Source organism: Alicyclobacillus sp. TC, from assembly GCF_016804365.1.
In the GTDB taxonomy this organism is placed as follows: domain Bacteria; phylum Bacillota; class Bacilli; order Alicyclobacillales; family Alicyclobacillaceae; genus Alicyclobacillus_I; species Alicyclobacillus_I tolerans.
The window spans coordinates 2,722,837-2,742,953 of record NZ_CP044434.1 but is presented as its reverse complement, the minus strand read 5'-3'; the positions used below and the strand labels follow the sequence as shown (position 1 = coordinate 2,742,953).

Genomic DNA, 20,117 nt, shown 5'->3' with positions numbered 1-20,117 from the left:
ATACTTTGAGTGCTGTTGAGTTGTTGGTCAGGCCAACACGCCGTCCGATTCAGTAGAGGGAAGAAAGCTATGTTATAGCGCTCAATTCTCAAAACTTGCAGAGGCGTCATCAAGAAGAGAGGTTTCTGAGTTGACCCATTCCCAGCAGATCTTATGGGCCATGTTGATTTCCTCATGGTTGACAGTTTTTCTTTTTATGGATCGCGCGTCTTTAAAACGCTATATGCCAGTGACTCTATTCACCTGCTTTGTGATGAGCAATATCTTCATTATTGCTTTTCATTATCATTGGTGGAGTATACAACAATCGATTGTCCCCTGGGGATATGTTATCAATGTCAGTTTTGCTTATGGATTATTCCCGGTGACGGTCTTGTGGATTTATTATTTTACTTCGCGCCGATTTTGGCAATATGTCAGTGTCAACCTAGTGATAGATTGGATTTATGTATATCTTATTTTTGATCGCGTTTTACCATGGTTAAAAATTGCTAAATTTCGCTTGATGCAACCTTGGCAGTATTATCTCATTGTATTTGGATTATCGCTTCTCATTTATCTCTATGACGCGTGGCAAAAACAAATGATGTTGTCTCCTCATCAAACGGTTTCCAAAGATTCTCGGATGCACAAGCCTGTTTTCCCCATTTTCATAGGGTTCAAGAGCAAATCACCTATAGAATAATGTTTTTAAGACAGCGTATCAAAAAAGTATTGTGATCGACAAAATTAGATATTGAAGCCGCTTTCATTAATTGGTAGGATAAATATTAAGAAAATGTGCAATCGTTTGCATTAACACTGAGTATATTATGCAAACGTTGCACTTACACATGATGAACTATTTGTGGTTAGGGCGAGGGTAAAATGAGGATGAGGGAGAGAGAGTTACATTGAAATGGAAAAATTCCATGAGTTTGGCAGCTACGGTTGTCATGACGGCTGCGTTACCGCTTGTTGCATCTGCCGGTACAGTCTATGCTAGTACAAGCAGCGATTCTGCGAGTGGCGGAGGTCAAACAACGCAATCCTCTAGCAGTGGAACTAACTATGCCAGTAATCTTTCGAATAGTGGCACAAGTACACAGGCTACTACGTATGGAAGTACATACAGTACGAGTGCAACGGTACAAATTGTGTCAGGAAACGATTTTACTGCTGGTAAGGCAGCCACTGTCCAGCTTGATGTCTCTGGTATAGACTTGAGTGCTTCGAATGTTCAGGTCACACTCGAGAATAGTGTCAATGGTACAATCAACGTGACGAATAACGCTACCGTAACTGGTCCCAATAGCATACTTTTACAACTTCCTGAAGGAGACGCAGGTGTAGGTGCGGGAACTTACACGATTACTGTGCAAAGCGGCAGTAACATGGCAAGCACAACTCCAGGAAATGGTTTGCAAGTGTTGCCATATACGGATGCAAGTACTGTACAGTGGGACGGTATCTATACATCCGACAGTTCAACTTATGTATCTAATCCCAATCCTGCTGCGGGTCAGTCGGTGACCATCAGTATGCGAGCATATAGTGGAAACCTCAGCAAAGTGGTTCTCAATTGCTGGGACACAGCCGCCAACAAAGGCTTTCAAGTGGATATGACACCTGGAAAAACGTTTGGACCCTATCAACTTTGGTCTGCCACCATTCCTGCTTCCAATGGTGGAACCATCTACTATCGATTCGATATTTATGACGGAAGCAGTTTTGCCTGCCTTTCAGGTGACGGATTGCACACCTATGACGACACGAATCAAAACTTTCCTCTGCCGGTTGGTTCAGTTTCACTGTCTGAAATGGATGCCAACCCCGGAGACACATTGACAGCGAACGATCCGGTAGGCGATTTTTCAGGGAGTTCCAGTCAACCGAATCAGACGATGGTCAGTTTTATCAATGCAGATGGTCAGACAGTTGCAACCAGTCAAGGTTTTAATGCCGGATGGAGCAGTGTGCAATTTACTGTCCCGCAGAATTTACCAGATGGATTATATACGGTAGATTTAGATACAGTAGCGCAAGATGCGGATAGAGTTGTGAATGTTTCCTTAAACCGTTCAGCCACACTGCTTGTGGGACCACTTCCAGCTTGGATGAAGGCGTATTACCACGATTCGTTTAACACGTTTTATCGGTCGCCATTTGGTGCTGTTGCGGCTGGTACACCGATTACGCTTCGATTGCGCGGACCTGTCGATTTAAAAAGTGCTACACTCCGCCTTTGGGGTGCGACGGGCCAATCGGGTGAATTAGATCTGCCTATGCAACCTTTGCAAATGCCTGCTAGTCAAATTGAGCAGGAAGCTGGAGTCAGCCAAGCTACAGATTATAGCTGGTGGACGGTGACCATCCCTGGTTCCGACGTTCAAACACCAGGAACCATGTGGTATCAATTTGTTACCCAAACATCTAGTGGACAGACCCTATATTATGATGATAACGGATCGCAATTAGAGGGGCCCGGTGCGGTTGGTTTTTCATCGAATGGTCCAAGTTACCAAATTAGCGTGTTTGAAAAGGGATTTCAAACACCTGATTGGTTGAAGCACGCAGTCATTTATGAAATCATGCCTGATCGGTTTTATAACGGAAATATTGCTACAGATGAAAATCCTAAGACTCAAAAAGGGATTTATGTGAATGCAAATGGACAGGAGTCTTTAGGACCGATTGAGTTTCATCAACATTGGAGCAGTCCTCCTGATGATCCCAATATTCCGCCCTCCTCTAATCCAAGTATTGAGAAATTACGTGGTAACGGGCAGTGGAATATTGACTTCTTTGGCGGAGATCTTCAAGGTATTCAAGATAAGCTGGATTACCTGAAGAGCCTCGGTGTCAATACGCTCTATTTGATGCCTGTTTTTGAGGCTGAATCCAACCATAAATATGATACGGCAGATTTTATGAAGATTGATCCCGGTTTTGGTACACAGCAGGATTGGCTGAATTTGGTCAAAGCCGCTCATGCCAAAGGTTTTCATATCATTTTGGATGGCGTCTTTGAAGACACAGGTAGCGACAGCATTTATTTCAATAAATTTGGCAATTTTAAAACAACAGGAGCATGGCAGGCGTATCAAAGCAACCAACCCTCGTCGTCTCCCTACTATTCTTGGTATGAATGGACAGGTAATCCACAAAATCCGTACAACGGATGGTTTAATATTGATACGTTGCCAGAAACGAATACTTCTAACCCTGCATATCAGAAATTTATATACAGCGGGAAGAATTCAGTGGCAAAATACTGGATTGAGCAAGGTGCTAGTGGTTGGAGATTAGATTCAGCGGACAACAGTAATTTCAACACAGCTTGGTGGAGCGGTTTTCGCGACGCTGTCAAGTCTATCGATCCTAATGCTGCTATTATAGGTGAGATTTGGAATAACGCGACCAATGATAATGGCACAGACTGGCTGACCGGATCGACCTTTGACAGTGTCATGAATTATCAGTTCCGAAATGCAGTGATAGACTTTTTCCGCGGTAATTATAACGATGGCAATGAACAGCATCATGCAGTTGACGCAGCAGGGTTTAATCAACGTCTGATGCGCCTGTATAGCGAATATCCCAAGCAATCTTTCTATGCCATGATGAATCTGGTGGATTCGCAAGATACGATGCGTATTTTGACGATTCTTGAAAATGCACCACAACCAAGCGATATTTCCGCTTTGCAACAGGATTTGTATCAACCATCCGCTGCAGATGAACAAATCGGCATAGAGAAGCTAAAACTGGTTTCCGATCTTCAATTTGGTTTCCCAGGTGATCCGACCATCTGGTATGGAGATGAGGCTGGCCTGACAGGATACAAAGATCCACTGAGCCGTCGAACCTATCCGTGGAATCATCAAAACCTCACTCTTCTCAACCACTATCGCAAATTAGGTGCGATTCGCAAGGCAAACCCTGTGTTGCAGACAGGTGACTTCCAGCCACTCTATACGCAGGGCATGGTCTATGCTTTTGCGCGTACCATACGTGATGGACATGATGTGTTTGGCGATCCGGCTAATGACGCTTCTGCAATTGTAGCGCTAAATAATCAAAATCAATCTACCACAGTCAGCCTTCCTACCAAAGGTACGGTCGCTGATGGTACTCGCTTGCTCGATGAGCTGAATAACCAGTGGTATACAGTGGAGAATGGTCAAGTCACGTTGACCTTACAACCTTATCAGGGAGCTATTTTAGTAACACCTACACGTGTTCCGGTCGCTTATTTACAAGAGTCAAGTCATCAGAATCAAATTGCCTGGACACCTGTAGAAGGTGCAACAGGCTATCGGGTCCTTCGTAAAAATAGAGCGGGTCAGTGGCAACCCGTTGGTGGGCCGTTGTCTGCTAGCACACTCTATTTACCTGTAGAACGAGGGGCATATGCTCAAACATTTGCTGTAGAAGCGTTGTTTGGCCCTGGCCCATTAGTGGGGCCACCAGTAGCACCGCCGGCTGGACCCAATGTTTCGGCAAGCATGCTTTCGTCTACAGTTGATTTGCCAGCTTTGCGCTTAACTGCGCCAGTAGTAAAGGGTACCCTGTTACGAGGGCAAGCGATTCTGAACATCAACTCGGTTCCCGGAGCTACTCAGTATGTCGTTTATGAAGAACAAGCAGATGGCTCATACATTCCTGTGCAAACCGTATCTGTGCAGGGGATTTCTCAGCAGCCGGGTCAACCGCCAATTCATCCGGGTGTTCCCTTGCAACCGGTTCAACCATCTATGAGTCCGGGTAATCCTATCTATCCGCCTGGCATTATGCCCAATCAACCACCCATCCGAGTGAATTTGGAAGTTCCTGCTGGGACTACTTCGGTCACTTATCGTGTGGCAGCTCAAAACGAAGATGGCCAGGCAGTAACGCAGCCATTTACCTTGACAAACCAATGATTTGGCAGATGCCTTGATGGATATTCCTTACGTGGCGCGGATTGATAGGCTTTCATCCATAGTTTGAGGGATTGAAAAGTCACGAATCTCTCCTTTACCAAAAGATACTACTTGGCAGTCAAAAGTCGATTTCATTCTTCCACGGCCTCTCGTTGCATCGTGTCGGTCACATGTGCATACGCATCTGCAGTCATCGTGATGGAGGCGTGGCCCAGGTGTTCAGATACAACTTTCAGGGGCACCTTTTCTATCAGCAAAAGCATTGCATAGGTGTGACGAAGGCCGTGGAAGGCAACAGGTGGTAAATCCCTCTTCAGCGCCGTTATATCATGTGTCCATCGTTGCTTGCAAACATGAGATTTGCGCGATTGTGGTGAACCGGTGGGCAAACCTCCTCTACAAGAATGGTGGGTTTTTGACTGGGAAAACAGGAACCGGATCGACGAATATCATGACTGAAGAATATCCACTGGAGTCATTTCATCGAGTGCTAAAGGATAACAGACTATCCACATGGGAGTTTGCGACATACGCAAAGGCGTGCAAGACTGTGGACACGTACATGACAAAAGAGATAATCCAAATTCCCTCATAAAAAATCTTTAAGGTTTATCAATGTTTTGACAAAGAAGATACCTCACCGGACATAAAATTTACAACCTCATCTACTTTTTGAATCGGAGAAATAAAAAGAAGCACTTCGTCATCTTTTTGAAACACTGTTTTTCCATGAGGTACAAGCAGATTATTTTGTCGTTTAATTGAAACGATGACGGCTTCAGAAGGAAATCGCACATCTGCTAAGGATAGCCCAATCACTGGACTATTTTCTTTTAATCTGAGATTTGTGAATTGGCCTGAATTTTGATGAAGATCTTGAAGTTGTCTAATTTTCGCGTTCGATTCGGTTGAATAAATGGTATAAGCGTTATAAGCACGCACCACATCGCGTTCTGTGAGCATGCCAATGACTGAATGGTTGGTTTCGTCCATAACAGGTAAGAGGGGGAGATCGTAAAGTGAGAATAACCTCATAGCCTCTTCAAGACTTTGATGTTTTTGAATTGTGGGAGTTTGGTGGGTACTTAAATCATGTAAGGTAGCATTGGGTTTGTGTTGCTCAATGAGCGGACGAAGTGTTTCTAAGGTAACAATACCAGTTAGCTGATTTTTTTCGTTCAAAAGAACAGCTGCATGGTGACGAGAGGAGGTTAGCAGATGATAAGCGTGATCGACCGTATCTTGCTCAAACAAAATTAAAGCAACAGGTTCCATAGCTTGTGTAACTGAAATTTGTTCGGTGGGTCGTACTTCGTTACCACGCAGGATACGAATACCACGTCGGACTAATTTTACCGTATACATGGAATCTCGCGTTAAAAGCCCATGTACTAAATAAGCCATAATGCAAGCAGCAATCACAACGGGTGTCAATTGATAATCTCCAGTTACTTCAAGTAAAATAGTGATAGCAACAAAAGGTGCTTGTGCCGCCGCTGCAAAAATAGCTCCCATACCTGCAATTGCGTAAATTTCTGGATGAGGAATCCAATAGGGAAAAATAATTTTCAAAAAGTCTCCATACGAAGCACCGAGCATAGCACCAAGAAATAGGGAAGGTGCAAATACGCCACCCGAACCTCCTGAGCCAACAGTTGTGAGCGTAGCAATATATTTGAAAATCATCAGAAGAATGAGTGTACCCAGAGAAAGCTTGCCCTTTAGTGCTGAAAGAATAATCGGGTAACCAACTCCAAGAACTTGTGGCAGCATAAAGCCAATTAATCCAATAGTAAGCCCCCCTACAATGTTTTTCATCCAGAAAGGGACTTTCCATTTAGCAATCCAGTCTTCCGAGATAGTCAATCCTTTGGAGTAGAGAAGCCCAAATCCTCCTGCCAAAACGCCAAGAATAATCATAAATAATAGTGCAATTGGGTGAATGATAGGGTAGTGTGCGGTTGGCAGTACTGGATGATTCCCCATAAATACGTCAAATGTGGTTGCACCTGTGACAGATGCTATAAAGACAGGCATGATGGCGCCAAAGGCGTAACTGCCAAGAATCACTTCCAGCCCGAAAAAACCACCAGCAATCGGTGCATTGAAAGTGGCGGAAATACCCGCAGCTGCTCCGCAAGCCAGTAACAAAGAAATGTATTTATCTGTAAGCTTTAATGCTTGGCCGAGCACAGAGCCAAAAGCTCCGCCAATCAGTGCAATAGGCCCCTCTCGTCCGACAGATCCGCCACTACCTATAGTGATGGCGGGGGCGAGGATACCAAAAAAAGCTATTCGTGGACGAATTCTGCCGCCTCGTAATGCCAAAGATTCGAGTATTTGTGGTACACCATGCCCCTTCACTTCACGCGCAAAATAGTTTGTAATGAATCCAACTAAGAGTAACCCTATCGCTGGAATGATTATGCGCAGAGGGGAATGGGTGACTTCAGGGGACGCATGAAATAAAAGAAAAAAACAGTGAATCATAGCGCGAAACAAAATAGCGCCTAGACCCCCAATTATACCTACGAAAATGGAGAGAAGAAGTAAAAGCAAAGGTTCCCTATAGGGCTTGTTGAGCCAGCGAGAGATAATAGGGTCTTTTGCACTCACTGTTACATACTGGTTATGCATGGGTTGTTCATACACCTTCTTCTCATTTATGTTATGGAATTCTTTTTCTGAATTTTATTTTTGCATCACAATGTATCTTCAGAGTACAAATGTCAGTATATCAGAATCACTCAAGTTTCGCGTTCTTAGGCAGCCAGTTTCTCTTGATAGAACTGGGTAAATGAGTCATAAACTGCAGAATTACCATATCGATTCCGGTGTCGTATGTACGTTCCTGTAACTCCTTCGCCAGCCGGAGGGTCTGACTTGCTCGCCTTGAAAAAGGACTCAATATCCCAACGCTTGTCATAGATGCGAATGACTTCATCGTCCGACAGACTTATATCCGTGGATAGTAGAGCCAGCCACTGACAAGAGAGATTCCTTTCTCGCACGAACACGATTTTTGCAGGAACGGGGTTCCCCTTTGCATCCTGTTCAATTGTGTCATCATGATGGAGTTAAGGATCTTTGCCCATTCACGGCCCTGTCAGCATCAGTTATAAAATCTCCACTAGGAACCTGACATCCTCCCTGAGGAGGAGAGAATCTCGGGCGGGATCGAAAGACCATACGTGGATGGCTTTTTCAATAGGAACCTGGAGCTTATCATCACATATCTACCAAAACTGTTGTCGAACCCTATGCGGAATTTATCCGAAAACGTATGCAGGATGGTTGTGTGAATGTAGTTATCTTGTTGGATGAGATTGGGTAACAAGGATATATCGGGGGTGTGACGAGGCTACGCAACTTTATGCGTCCATCTTTAGGCATGGGGAGGATGTCAACTTTGTAAATTTGAAGGTCATTGGTATCAGTGATATGTGTGATTGTTGTTTGGACTTTCTGTGTATTTACAATATATAGCATGAGCTATGCAGTTGCTCTCAATAATTGGGTATTGGTAGGTTCGAACCACCTCAATTCCAGTTTAGTTGACCAAAATTTGCGGATGAGTATTGCAAACTGTTTCGCTGGTGTGTCAAGATCGATCACGATCGAGTCTTGCTCATTTTGCCGAGCGGCTTGACGGGTACGACAGCGGATGCAGATTAGATTGCGGATCACTTGGCCGTGGGTACAGTCTTCTTCTCCCGCTGTTTTTTGTTGCCAGGTTATGTACCGAACAAGCGTTTCAGCCGTGAATAGTAGCGTCATGTGAGCGTGAATATGGTTCTCGTTCGGTGAATGGCAACCCAGCATTCCGAGTTCTTGCTTTGCCGTACGGAACAAGACTTCGATTTTCCATCGCTTCAGCCATGCTCCAATTACCTCAGATGGCGCATCGTAGCGGTTGCTGACGAGCAGGTAGGCTCCTTTATACTCTGCAGCCACCTCTTCGGTCTCTACGGGTTCATTGGGGTTCACCAGCTCACTTGGTTCCGATGCTGTTTGATCATTTTTTGACTTCATGGGCTTGCCGACAACTGCAGCGACTCTGGTGTATTTCATTTTCGTGCAGGGTTGGACCCGCCGATTCACGGAAGCCTTGGGCCTTTTCATGTAGATGTCCTCACAAGCGACGGAGGCGACATCCACATTGGTTTGTGCCATAAGCATCGGATGGGCCTCACGAATGAGATCCTTCGGACGGAGCGGCACAAAGCGTTCACGTGCAGTTCCGGGTTCAATCATCCGGCGGAATAACTGCGTGTTCCGTTTGGCCTTGGGTACCCAGTCAAAGTTCGCCGACTCACACTGAAGTAGAAAGGGCTTGCTAAAGTACCAGCGGTCCATGACCACCCACAGGCGACACGTGACCTGTTTTCTGACGGTCTGAAGCATCTGCCAGGCCAATTCAAGTTTCGATTGCTTCTTATCCGCATCACTTTCGGGCTTCGTCCAGATGGCGTAGGACCAAGGATATTCCATTCCGTTATTGCGGACGGCGTGCAAGGCCACGATGTTCATCGTCCCTGTGTAAACTTTGTTTGAACTGTCGTAGAGCCAGTAGAGAAATGGGATCCCTTTGGCGTATGGGTGTGGCACATGCGTATCGTCCAGTGCAAGTACATCCCTGTCTACCAGAGCTGTGTCCGGGTGCCTCTTGAAGACGGGCTGTTCGTTTTAGATTGAATATGTCCCACTGAGAAAACCCTGTTAAAAAGCGACTGAGAGCCGATTGTGTAACTTTCTGAATACCGGTCATGCGCTGTAGCAAGTTGTCTGAGTTGAAGAACGTGGCCAAGGCGTTTACAGACGAGCAACGATTGATGAGACCAATGACGTAGATAAACGCTAAAATCTAGGTGGCTACGCCACGAACTTTGAAAATCCCAGACTGCGACAAAAGTAGCGAAAAGTCGAATCGATCCCAGAGCGTACGCAGAACGGGAGCACCACCAACACTGCTGAAAGACGAGAGTTCCTTGAATCCAGGTTTACATAAACGAGCCATGTTTCACACCCACATCGCTAAGAGATAGGCAGTTAAATGCCTCCTCGGCGATTCTTGGGGTGTTTCAAAAAAGTCAAGGGATTTTTGGCGTTTTCAAGTAATTTTCATTCGTCCAAATACCAAACTCATACAGCAACTGCATAGGTCATGATAGGATTATTGTCTTGACAAATAGTGGCGTGACTTCGTAGACTAAATAAAGTCTAAGCAAGGATATTCAGCAAAAATGACTGACATATCTACTCCTTATTTGCATAGACTGGATTAACCATTGAGTGATATCGGTGATGGAGCTCACCAGAAAGCCTCTACAAGAGGATGATGGCTCCTGCAAAAGCTAAATGCTTTTGCAGGAGCCTGTTTGTTTTTATCCAACTTCCACGCAGATTTTCTAGGGAAGGCTTTTAGGATTGAGGTTTATGAAGAGAGGGGGACATGTCATGAAATTAGGAGCGATTGTAACAGGTGCGATTATTGGAGGGGTATTGCGGTTTTGTCTCAGTGTCTGGATTCCAACGCCAGAAGGGTTTCCGCTCGGAATATTGTTCATTAACTTGTCTGGCTCCTTGCTTCTAGGAGCTTTTCAGGCTTATGTCGCCCAGAAATCGTTGCCGGAGTGGCTCATTCTCGGCTTGAGTACGGGATGTATAGGTACATATACGACATTTTCTTCCTATTGTTTAGGTGTTCAACAATTAGCCATTCACCATTTGGGATGGGCTGTCTTTTACGCGCTAGGAAGTTTGATAGCAGGACCTCTCACAGCCTTTTTCGGTGAATGGATGGTAAACCTCAGTGTGCGCAAGTTGCATGCCGTGAAGGAGTTGTCGGTATGAATGCCATGATGTTATTGCTGGTCAGTATCGGATCGGCCTTAGGAGCTTTAGCGCGTTATTGGGTAGGTAAGCGAACCATCAGTCTTGGAACAGATGTTTTTCCCTGGAATACATGGCTGTTGAATAGTACAGGCACATTTTTGCTGGGGATTTTTTTTCAAGAATTTAGTGTCCTTCATCATTGGATTGCTCTTTGGATATTGCTCGGTGAGGGATTTTGTGGGGGCTTTACTACTTTTTCAACATTATCTGTGGAAGTTGTCCGATTGATGAGGAGGAAGCGAATGCTTGCTCTCGTTTATTTGAGCAGTTCGCTCAGTTGTGGATGGTTGCTAGCCTGGCTGACTCATTGGTGGCTGTGATACCCCCCAATCGTTGTACAATGAAGGGAAATGAATTTGCAGGTGAAGAGGAGAAACTGTGATGAGGGCATTGATGATCGTTCCAGCCTTCAATGAAGGAAGCAATATTGAAAAAGTGCTGATTTCATTAAAAAAGGAACAGCCGTTTCATTCCATTTTAGTCATCAATGATGGTTCCATAGATGATACCGCTGAGCGCGCTGCCTTAATGGGGGTAGAGGTGCTTTCTCATCCATGTAATTTAGGGTACGGCGCAGCTTTGCAGACGGGATATCGATACGCTGCTCGCCACTCGTATGATTGCGTGGTGCAGATAGACGCAGATGGACAACATAGTCCGCAAGATGTTACGACGCTTCTGGCCGCTCTCTCTGAAGGGGACGCCGATATCGTGATTGGTTCTCGTTACAAAGGGGATGCCAGTTTTCAGCCTGGTCTAGCCAAAGGTTTTGTCATTCGGTTTTTTCGAAAAATCATCTTCTGGATTGGCAAACAATATCTGTCTGATCCAACTTCTGGTTTACGGGCGCTGAATCGGGCCGCTTTTTCTTATTACAGTCAATCCGCACAGTTTCCAGCGGATTATCCAGATGCCGATTTTTTAATCGATGCTTGCTTAAGAGGTTGGAAAATCAAAGAAGTGGGGATAAGCAATCAAAAAAGAACTTCTGGAAGAAGTATGCATTCAGGTCTCCGTCCCCTTGTCTATCTTTTGAAAGTCAGCATGAGTATTATGGTCAATCTTCTCGTTTATCTATTGGATGTCAAGCAGTCTGTGCAGTCTGTGAGTGACTGTTCAGAATCGAAATCAAAGTGAGGAGAAATCCAAGAATTCATGGTTCGAGAACGCATTTCTAACCTACATCGTTTCGCAGTCTACTATGGGCGAGGATCACTGCAGGATTTAGCTGAGTACGATATGGTGATTCTGGAACCCGCTCACTATCAAGAAGAAGAAATTCAATATCTTAAAAGCAGACAGACACTGGTGATGGCCTATGCAAGCGTTATCGAGGTGCCTGAGTATCACCCGCTCTATCCTTTACTGAGAGAGGATGACTTTCTTCGTAAAAAGGGTGAAAAAATAGTGCAGCCAGTTTATGGAGGATTTTATGCCGATCTCGCTTCTCCCCATTGGCAGACCCTTCTCCACCGTCATATTGGTCAGTTGTTGGTTCATTCTCATTACGATGGTGTTTTTTTAGATACTATCGGTAATGTGGAGTGGCCGGAACTGCCAGATAAAACAAATCAATTGAATGCTGCCATGCAAATTGTCGCGAGTTTACGCAAATGGTTTCCACAGCACGGAATTTTGCAAAATAATGGATTAGAGACACTGGCTAACCATACGGCTCCGTTTCTGGACGCCATTATTTGGGAAAATGTTCCGCTCGGTGACTCGGCAAGTGCAGCTTGGATTGAAATCGTCAATCAACGGCTGCGCAACCTTCAACAAAAATACGCTGTACGTACTTTGCTGCTTTTTGACAGACTGGAAAAGATGACGCGACAAGAAATATTGCGGCGGCGTCAGTTTGCTGATTTAAATCAATATCCAGTCTACTTCGCAGAGACTTATTTTCAGGGAAAAGTTACTCCCGTAAACCGTCATATATAACCCAAAAGCGTTTTTTAACGAATTCTTTTTGCAATCACAAATAAATAAGGTGAAAAAAATCGATTAGGATAATTTTCTAATCCTAGGGTGGTCGTCAATGAACGAAGACCAAGAAATAGTTTTCTGCGTAGAGAGTGTTTCACTAATTCAGCATTGTCTGGATTGAAATAGAGAAAGCAGGATTTATAGTATCCACTAAAAACAATTTCAAAATTGTTGGATTCTTTGATAGGTGCTTGCAAGGCTTGCAGATTCATCGCCTTTGGATTGTGGATGGCTAACAATGACGGATTCAATATACGGTAGAGAAGAAAATTGAAATAGCGAATATTGGGAACTTCTATGACTAACCATCCCTGAGGCGCCACCAATTGCATATGTCGTTCTATGACATCTTGAGTATTTTGAAAATGTTCTACAAAACCAAACGATGTAACGACATCGTATTGACGTTTAGGAGTATACGAGAAAAAATCCTCACCTGAGAGTTCCTCTGGGACAATGCCATGATGCTTTAAAAGTTTTCCCACCTGTTCAATATTCGAGTAGTCGATTCCTGAAACGCGGTAACCAAATTGGTTAGCAAAATAGACGAGATTTGTGCCTGGTGCACAGCCGATTTCGAAGTAACTTGCGTTCTTTGGCAGGTAATGTTGGAATATATCCGAAAATATATGCTTTTGAAAATCACTCCTAGTTTCTTGTTGCCAATAAGCATCCCAAAACTTCTTCTCAGACAAGCGTTCCATGACTTTGACTCCTCTTTTGCAGTCTGGTTCTCTATATTGAGTGTGGGAAACACCTTCGCTGAATGCTTGTATTTATCCATAAGTGAGATACACTTGAAATGAAAATAGCCCTGTATTTGGAGGCGTGGGCCCATCGTTGACTACGGCTCGTTCTTTAATCAGCTTTTTCATCTATTTCATTTTGCCATTGCATTGGTTGTTTTTTTTCTATTGTTTCCTCGCTGGCTGTTTCGACAAGTTGATGGCTCCAGAAGTGACCGGTTTTGGTCTTCTTATCTACGCATGAATTGTCTATTGATAATTATTGGTTATGTATTAGTAGTTTTCAAAATTTTTGCCGGCATCAGCGTGTTGGCTTGTCTGTTTGGAATCCTGGTATTTCGTTTGCGCCGGACACCTCACAGGACACGTTTAGTGGCCCTTGGGGGAGCGTTTTTTTACAGCAGCTTGGAAAGTCAAAGTTGGTGGGTTCACCTAAGACAAAAGTTGAGAAAACGCTGGGCAATATTTTATCGTGATTTGCGTCGTTGGCATTTTAGCCATCGGACAATAGAACTTTTTGCTTTTTGGGTCGTTTTTGTCCTGTCCGTCTATATTCGCTCTTATGATGCATTGGTCCATGCGGCACCTAGTATGTCAGATGGGTACACCACATTGACATGGGCCAAATATATTGACATGAACCAATTATTTCATGATGGAATTTATCCTCAAGGTTTTTATATATACATTGCTCTTATCGGTAAATTAGCACTTGTGAATTTATTATATATTTTGAAGTATAGTGGGGCTTTTAACAACAGCCTTGTGGTTTGGAGTATCTACTACACTCTAAAAAATTTAACAGGCAAGGCCAATGGCGCGCTTGTTGGCATGGCTCTGTATGGCGTTTTTGGATATCTAATCTTGCAAGACGATTGGAGTCGCGTAGGAGCCAGTCTTTCGCAAGAATTCAGTTTTGTTTTTGCCTTGCCAGTGCTAGTCTTTGCCTATAAATATTTAAAGAGTGGCAGACCAGAAGAAGGATATACCGTTTTCTTTGGTCTATCGGCAGCCGGTTTATCACATCCATTTGGTTATGCACTGGCACTTCTTTGTGCCGGATCGCCACTTTTGGCTGAATGGCTGGTTCAACATTTGCGTTGGAATCGAAAAATGACATGGATGACTGGTGCCATATTGGCTTCTTTATTTGTCACTTTATGGCCGCTTGCTGTGGGTCGATTGCTAGGTCATGCAGTGAACGCTGCTTCGGTTACTTTCATTCATGCTCATCAGGCGATTCCATTTCCTCAACTCACTTGGCTGGATATCCTAGGAGCCGCTTGCAGCATGTTTCTCTGTGTGATAGGTGTCCTTCATGTATTGCGAGGCGACTCTCTCACTTTATCCATAGCTTTGGCAGGTCTGCTCATGTTTACACTTTATGAATGGTTGGCTCCTCTTTCCCAGAGCGTCGCGTTATCGTCACGGGCTATTGATATGTGGGCCATTATAGAAGCGCTGGTCATAGGATACACAGTCTATCTGCTTCTTTCGTTTTTTCCCGTTCGGGCGTGGTGGCAATGGACACAGGCGGTGGGCATTTATGCGCTGTTCCAAGGAGCTGTTGCTTTCTGCGGTGTCAATCCAATTATTCCTTATAAATTGTTGTCCAATCACAATGTCGAACAGTATTTACAAATAGTCAAACAGCAAACAAATGGAAGCTATTTTTTGGTAGCGCCTGATCAATATTATTCTCTGGTGCTCGATACAGGTTATTTGATGCATGTCAACGCGTTTGTGCATGAATTTAATCCAAAGGCAAGGATACCGTTGACAGCGTATGGAGCCGGGAAACCTTCCTTAGCCATTCCGCATGACGTGTATATCATTTATCCAAAACATCTGTACGAAATTAATCCAAGCCTGAGTATTTATCCAATTGAGAAAAAGATATATCAGCAGGATGAACTCGCATACCGGAATCTGGCTCATTGGTTGCGACAGTATCAAAGTGCGGGTCATTCTTTACAAATTGAATATGATGGACCTAATACTACGGTTTATCTGATTTATAACAATAAATAAATATCATAAAATTAAAAACGCAATATGTTATTTAAAGTAAATTAAAATAGAATGGAACTATGTCTATCATTTTGCTCGAAGATACCTTATAGTGTATGGTTAGAATAAAAGATAAAAACCATAGAAAAGATATATTCTTGCAAGCTGTACACGGTAGGTGGTGTATGGGGTGAATGATGTACTGCGGCTTACGGTGTTCTGTCTAGGATTCATTTTTGCCTTGACGAACGGTTATTTGCTCATAAAACGAAAATTAACAGAGCGTTTTAGCATTTTGTGGTTGTTTATTTTCGTGTTGATTATGCTCATTTCTATTTTTCCAACGGTCCTCAATCAAGTAGCATACCTTCTTGGTGTCACTTATCCGCCCTCCTTATTGTATCTAATGGCTATTTTAGGCATGCTGTCCATCATGATTTATCAGTCCATTCAACTTACTGTACTTGACCAAAAAGTGCGTACCATGAGTCAGACGCTTGCCATCCTGGAAAATGAATTAACAGCTTTACGGCATCAGGGATGGGAGTTAAGACCCGAGACAGCGGCAACTGAAGAAGGTGCGCAGTGAGATTGAACATGGATTTTTCGCATCTTACTATGACATTATTTTGGTTCATTCTTCTAATTGTTTTTATAATCATTGTCATCCTTGGCAGTTTGCTCTTTAGGCAGGTCCGCTGGCGAAAACATTACGAAACAGAAATGAATCGTATGGAACGAATGGCACAAGAAATTCGTCCAACGGCGAGAATAGAAGATAATCTGGCTGCCGTGTTACGGATTCTTTCCAGTATGCATGAAGCGCCTAATTATGCAGCATATGTTCTCGACAAGCGGAGCCAACGATATATACTCAAAGCAACATTGCACCCATTTGACAAGTTTTCTAATACAGGTCCATCCTATAGCGGCTTGGCTGTCGACAGTCGAGAAAAGTATTTGCCGCCTATGGTTTTGGAAGCGGATGCCACCCGTGCATCAGTTCAGGTTATATATGAAGGTGAAGTTCCCTTGCTCTCTATGCAGACGGAGGGGAAATTGGTTCTTTTTCGCATTGGTCCAGTATATCGAGTGGCTAAGCCAATCCGAATGGAGATGCGAAAATTTCTTCATCAATATAGTAAGTTAATCGAAGATGTAGTCGCTTTGGAAACAGCCCGTCTCCAACAGGAAATTGCGAGTTTGGGGGAAGATGCTGTTAAAAAGGTGGCCAGACTTTCAACGGACGAATCGTCCGCTTTGGAACTTATTGTGCAATCTTTTACAGGATTTTCAGGCTATTGCGGTGGCGCATTTTTTCGCGCTGCGGAGAATGAAGAGCAAGCGGTAATCGCTGTAGGGGCTTTGCGAGGCTTGAGATCAAGACTCAAGCAGGACCAGGAACTTCAGGATATGCTGAAGACATGGATAGAAGGCCGCCCTTATTGCTTCATAGGACGCCAATCACAAGAATTTTATCAATTACCGGGTTATCTTACAGTTAGCGATGTAGGTGCCGTGTTGATCGTGCAGATTCCTCAGCAGGGTATCTTGCTGATTTGTTTTGGGGCAGATCTGGACAACAAAAATGCCCTGCGCCCTAATGAGAGCCAAATTCAGTTACTTGTCGATCAAATGGTACAAATTTCTAGTTTTTCTTCTCTTCATCGTAGACTGGGGCGTTCTTATTCCTATATGCTGTGGAATCTTTCCAATATGGTAGATGACTTTAATCCTTACACGGTGGGTTATTCTGAAATGATGGCGCGTTATTCGTTGGTCGTCGGAAAGCGAATGGGTATGACAGAAGAAGAACTGCGGGATTTAGCGCTAGCAGCACATTTGAGCAATATTGGCGTGATCGGACTCAATATGGAGCTGCTCAGTAAAGAAGGTGTCTTTAATGATGCGGAATATGAGTCCATTAAATTGCATGTTCAAATAGGAGCTTCCATGATTCTGATTGCTTCTGGAAATGAGCGCGCTGCTCAATATGTACTCTATCATCATGAACGTATAGATGGGTTAGGCTTTCCGGAAGGATTAAAAGGGGAGGACATCCCGCTAGGGGCAAGAATTATTCATGTTATACAAGTCTTTCTTGCCAAAATTAATGGAAGAGCATGGAGAACTCCCCTTTCTTTCGAAAAAACGCTAGAAACTTTACAACAAGCAGCAGGGACACAGTTGGATGGCCGTGTGGTCAACGCGTTTGTAGACTGGTGGAAAGAGCGTGCGCAAATGTCGGAAGTAAACAATCGCACGCTGGCTCCCTGTTATGAGTTGTGTTGTACGCCCAAGCATATCTGTCAGGCTTGTCCGGTCTACCAGTCTGCAGCACCGCGTTGCTGGGAAGTTGGCAATCATCTTTGTAAAGCACATGGACGGGAATGCAAAACTTGTTTTGTGCGTACAGAATTTCTCTATCGCAATAAAGAATTCGTCCATTAAATGTCGGTCTTGGCGATCACGCTGCAGTTTCCTGTGTAAGCTAGGTGGAATAGGAAGGAGGCTCCCCCTGATGGAGGATAAAATCTCAGTTTTGTTAGTTACAGAGGGTACTTATCCATTCAGTCAGGGTGGGGTTAGCCAGTGGTGCGACATTCTGATGAAACGTCTCACAGCAGTTGATTATAAAGTGTTCAGTATTGTCATGGACCCGTTTGTGACTCAAAAATTTGATATTGGTGAACGGAATGAATTGATTCGTGTGCCGCTTTGGGGAACAGAAGAACCGAGTGAACATCTGGATACTCCCTTTAGTTCTACTTATCTGGCTAAGCAAAGAACAACCGATGAAGTCATACAGCAGATGTTTATTCCGCTATTTTTGGATTTAGTCGGCGAATTGCTTACCGAAGAAAAAAACAGCTATGTTTTTGCTGAAACGATTGTCGCATTGTACGATTTTTTTGTGCAGTACGATTACAAAGTTTGTTTTAAATCAGAATTGACTTGGCGTGCTTATCGGAGTTATTTGCTGGAGTTGGAGAAAGAAGCTCAATTTTTTCGTGCCGAACCGGATATTTATTGTACCTTGCAAAGTTTGGGATGGATTTATCGCTTTTTCAATATCATCAACACGCCAGTTCCCAAAACCACAATTACCCACGCTTCTGCTGCTTCTTTTTGTGGCTTACCTTGCGTGGTTTCAAAATTAAAATATGGAACACCCTTTCTGCTTACAGAACATGGAATATATTTGCGTGAACAATATCTGTCCCTCTCCAAGCGTGGGTATCCATCGTTTCTGAATACTTTTTTAATCCGCATGATTCAATCAGTGACCGATTTATGTTATGCATTCGCGGATCAAATTTCACCAGTTTGTGCTTACAACATGCGCTGGGAAAAGCGTTTGACAGATAGACACGAACGGATTCAAGTCATTTACAACGGTGTCGACCATACTCTGTTTTCCAATATGCAGGATGTAGCGCATGATAGTCCAACGGTAATTACGGTTGCGCGCGTGGATCCTATTAAAGATTTGCAGTCTTTGCAAAGGGCTGCGCTTATAGTCAAACAACACATTCCAAATGTTCAATTTTTGATCTATGGTTCCATCAGTGTGCCTGAGTACTACGATGAATGCTTGGCGTTGAATGAGAAACTGGGTCTGCAGGAAACAGTCCATTTTCTTGGTCATACCTCGGATATAGTCAAAGCTTACGAAAGCGGTGACATTGTCGTACAAACCAGTGTTTCCGAGGCATTTCCCTACTCTATTGTGGAAGCCATGTTTGCAGGCAAGCCGATAGTCTCTACAGATGTTGGCGGTATCTCTGAGGCTTTGGGCGATCACGGTATATTGGTTACACCCGGAGATGTGCAGGGACTGGCGGAAGGTATCATTCGTTTGCTGGAGCAGCCTCAATTGGCTAGCGAGATGGCGAGTGAGGCAAGGCAGCGGGCCATGAGCATGTTTACACTGGAAAAAAATCTAGAACAATATTTGAAATCCTATATCAAGCTGGCTCTAGTACGCCAAGTTGCGGAAACTCAGACTGCGGAATGGAGAGAAAATGTTCCGTCAATTGAACCATTCATTGAACCTGAAAATCAATATGATGAGGGTAGGATTAGAACTGAACAACTGTTGGCAGAACGTGGTTATGCGTTAAAAGATATTGGACATATACAATTGGCCATTGAGCATTTTGAGAAGGCCATTCAACTGACTCGCCATCCGTCGATCATTTCTATACTTTGGACAGAAATCTCACTTTTATATATGAGCCTGGGTGATACAGTTCAAGCACAACGAGCGTTGATGGAGTCTCAGCGAATAGAGGAGCGACTTCATCGCCGGCGCCAGCTTCAGGCGGCAGAACGTGCTTATGCACTGCGCGATTTGAAAATGTATCCGCAAGCTATCAAACTGTTGGAGCAAGCGCTGAAAGAAGATCCGAATCAATTAGCGGCACCTATATTTTTGTTGGATTTAGTTGAATTATATTCTTCCGTTGGGCAAGAGGAGAAAGCGAAAGAGTATTTGCGTAAATTTGAGATGATTCAATACATCATGGATTTCGCAGGTTAAAAAGACAGCTGGAATCGTACTGTGAAAGCGGGA

General features: G+C 43.9%; 14 protein-coding genes, 1 pseudogene and 1 riboswitch. Of the genes and pseudogenes, 10 read left to right on the top strand and 5 right to left on the bottom strand.

The window, feature by feature from the left end:
• Positions 1 to 130: 130 nt before the first annotated feature.
• Together FY534_RS13395 and FY534_RS13390 are read left to right on the top strand one after the other, a co-directional pair.
• Positions 131 to 685 (top strand): hypothetical protein, encoded by a 555-nt coding sequence (locus FY534_RS13395; protein ID WP_238413584.1) that lies wholly within the window; start codon positions 131 to 133, stop codon positions 683 to 685.
• 208 nt (positions 686 to 893) lie between these two features.
• Positions 894 to 4,904: an alpha-amylase family glycosyl hydrolase gene (locus FY534_RS13390; protein WP_203114850.1), complete on the top strand. Its 4,011-nt coding sequence runs from the start codon at positions 894 to 896 to the stop codon at positions 4,902 to 4,904.
• Between the two features lie 131 nt (positions 4,905 to 5,035).
• On the opposite strand, the gene FY534_RS13385 is transcribed toward FY534_RS13390, so the two are convergent.
• The 4 genes and pseudogenes from FY534_RS13385 to FY534_RS13370 all read right to left on the bottom strand — a co-directional run bounded on the left by FY534_RS13385 (position 5,036) and on the right by FY534_RS13370 (position 9,551).
• Positions 5,036 to 5,293 carry a tyrosine-type recombinase/integrase gene (locus FY534_RS13385; RefSeq protein ID WP_203114849.1) on the bottom strand — a complete coding sequence of 86 codons (258 nt, stop codon included), beginning with the start codon at positions 5,291 to 5,293 and terminating at the stop codon, positions 5,036 to 5,038.
• A gap of 223 nt (positions 5,294 to 5,516) precedes the next feature.
• Complete coding sequence (locus tag FY534_RS13380) at positions 5,517 to 7,541, bottom strand: chloride channel protein (RefSeq protein ID WP_203114848.1); 2,025 nt, start codon at positions 7,539 to 7,541, stop codon at positions 5,517 to 5,519.
• A gap of 204 nt (positions 7,542 to 7,745) precedes the next feature.
• Positions 7,746 to 7,995: pseudogene (locus tag FY534_RS13375) on the bottom strand (IS4 family transposase); the annotation flags it as partial.
• A gap of 401 nt (positions 7,996 to 8,396) precedes the next feature.
• On the bottom strand, positions 8,397 to 9,551 hold the full coding sequence (locus FY534_RS13370) for a transposase (RefSeq protein ID WP_255567433.1): 1,155 nt from the start codon (positions 9,549 to 9,551) through the stop codon (positions 8,397 to 8,399).
• 644 nt (positions 9,552 to 10,195) lie between these two features.
• Positions 10,196 to 10,259, top strand: a riboswitch (Fluoride riboswitch).
• 102 nt (positions 10,260 to 10,361) lie between these two features.
• On the opposite strand from FY534_RS13370, the gene FY534_RS13365 reads away from it, so the two are divergent.
• From FY534_RS13365 to FY534_RS13350, 4 genes are all read left to right on the top strand, one after another.
• The gene (locus FY534_RS13365) at positions 10,362 to 10,757 is read left to right on the top strand and encodes a fluoride efflux transporter FluC (RefSeq protein WP_165612016.1); all 396 of its coding nucleotides are present in this window, start codon (positions 10,362 to 10,364) and stop codon (positions 10,755 to 10,757) included.
• Entirely contained in the window at positions 10,754 to 11,119 is a 366-nt protein-coding gene (locus FY534_RS13360; RefSeq protein ID WP_238413583.1) for a fluoride efflux transporter FluC, read from the top strand. Before FY534_RS13365 ends, FY534_RS13360 begins: the two co-directional genes overlap by 4 nt.
• A gap of 61 nt (positions 11,120 to 11,180) precedes the next feature.
• Positions 11,181 to 11,936 (top strand): glycosyltransferase family 2 protein, encoded by a 756-nt coding sequence (locus FY534_RS13355; RefSeq protein ID WP_203114845.1) that lies wholly within the window; start codon positions 11,181 to 11,183, stop codon positions 11,934 to 11,936.
• Positions 11,937 to 11,954: 18 nt separating this feature from the next.
• The gene (locus FY534_RS13350; protein WP_203114844.1) at positions 11,955 to 12,740 is read left to right on the top strand and encodes an endo alpha-1,4 polygalactosaminidase; all 786 of its coding nucleotides are present in this window, start codon (positions 11,955 to 11,957) and stop codon (positions 12,738 to 12,740) included.
• 14 nt (positions 12,741 to 12,754) lie between these two features.
• Here FY534_RS13350 and FY534_RS13345 read toward each other — a convergent pair whose 3' ends face one another.
• Complete coding sequence (locus FY534_RS13345) at positions 12,755 to 13,489, bottom strand: class I SAM-dependent methyltransferase (RefSeq protein ID WP_203114843.1); 735 nt, start codon at positions 13,487 to 13,489, stop codon at positions 12,755 to 12,757.
• 210 nt (positions 13,490 to 13,699) lie between these two features.
• On the opposite strand from FY534_RS13345, the gene FY534_RS13340 reads away from it, so the two are divergent.
• From FY534_RS13340 to pelF, 4 genes are all read left to right on the top strand, one after another.
• Positions 13,700 to 15,562: a hypothetical protein gene (locus FY534_RS13340; RefSeq protein WP_238413582.1), complete on the top strand. Its 1,863-nt coding sequence runs from the start codon at positions 13,700 to 13,702 to the stop codon at positions 15,560 to 15,562.
• 169 nt (positions 15,563 to 15,731) lie between these two features.
• The gene (locus tag FY534_RS13335) at positions 15,732 to 16,130 is read left to right on the top strand and encodes a DUF2304 domain-containing protein (protein ID WP_203114841.1); all 399 of its coding nucleotides are present in this window, start codon (positions 15,732 to 15,734) and stop codon (positions 16,128 to 16,130) included.
• Positions 16,127 to 17,992: an HD-GYP domain-containing protein gene (locus FY534_RS13330; protein WP_238413581.1), complete on the top strand. Its 1,866-nt coding sequence runs from the start codon at positions 16,127 to 16,129 to the stop codon at positions 17,990 to 17,992. Before FY534_RS13335 ends, FY534_RS13330 begins: the two co-directional genes overlap by 4 nt.
• A gap of 70 nt (positions 17,993 to 18,062) precedes the next feature.
• Positions 18,063 to 20,084: a GT4 family glycosyltransferase PelF gene (gene pelF / locus FY534_RS13325; protein ID WP_203114839.1), complete on the top strand. Its 2,022-nt coding sequence runs from the start codon at positions 18,063 to 18,065 to the stop codon at positions 20,082 to 20,084.
• The last annotated feature ends 33 nt before the right edge of the window (positions 20,085 to 20,117 follow it).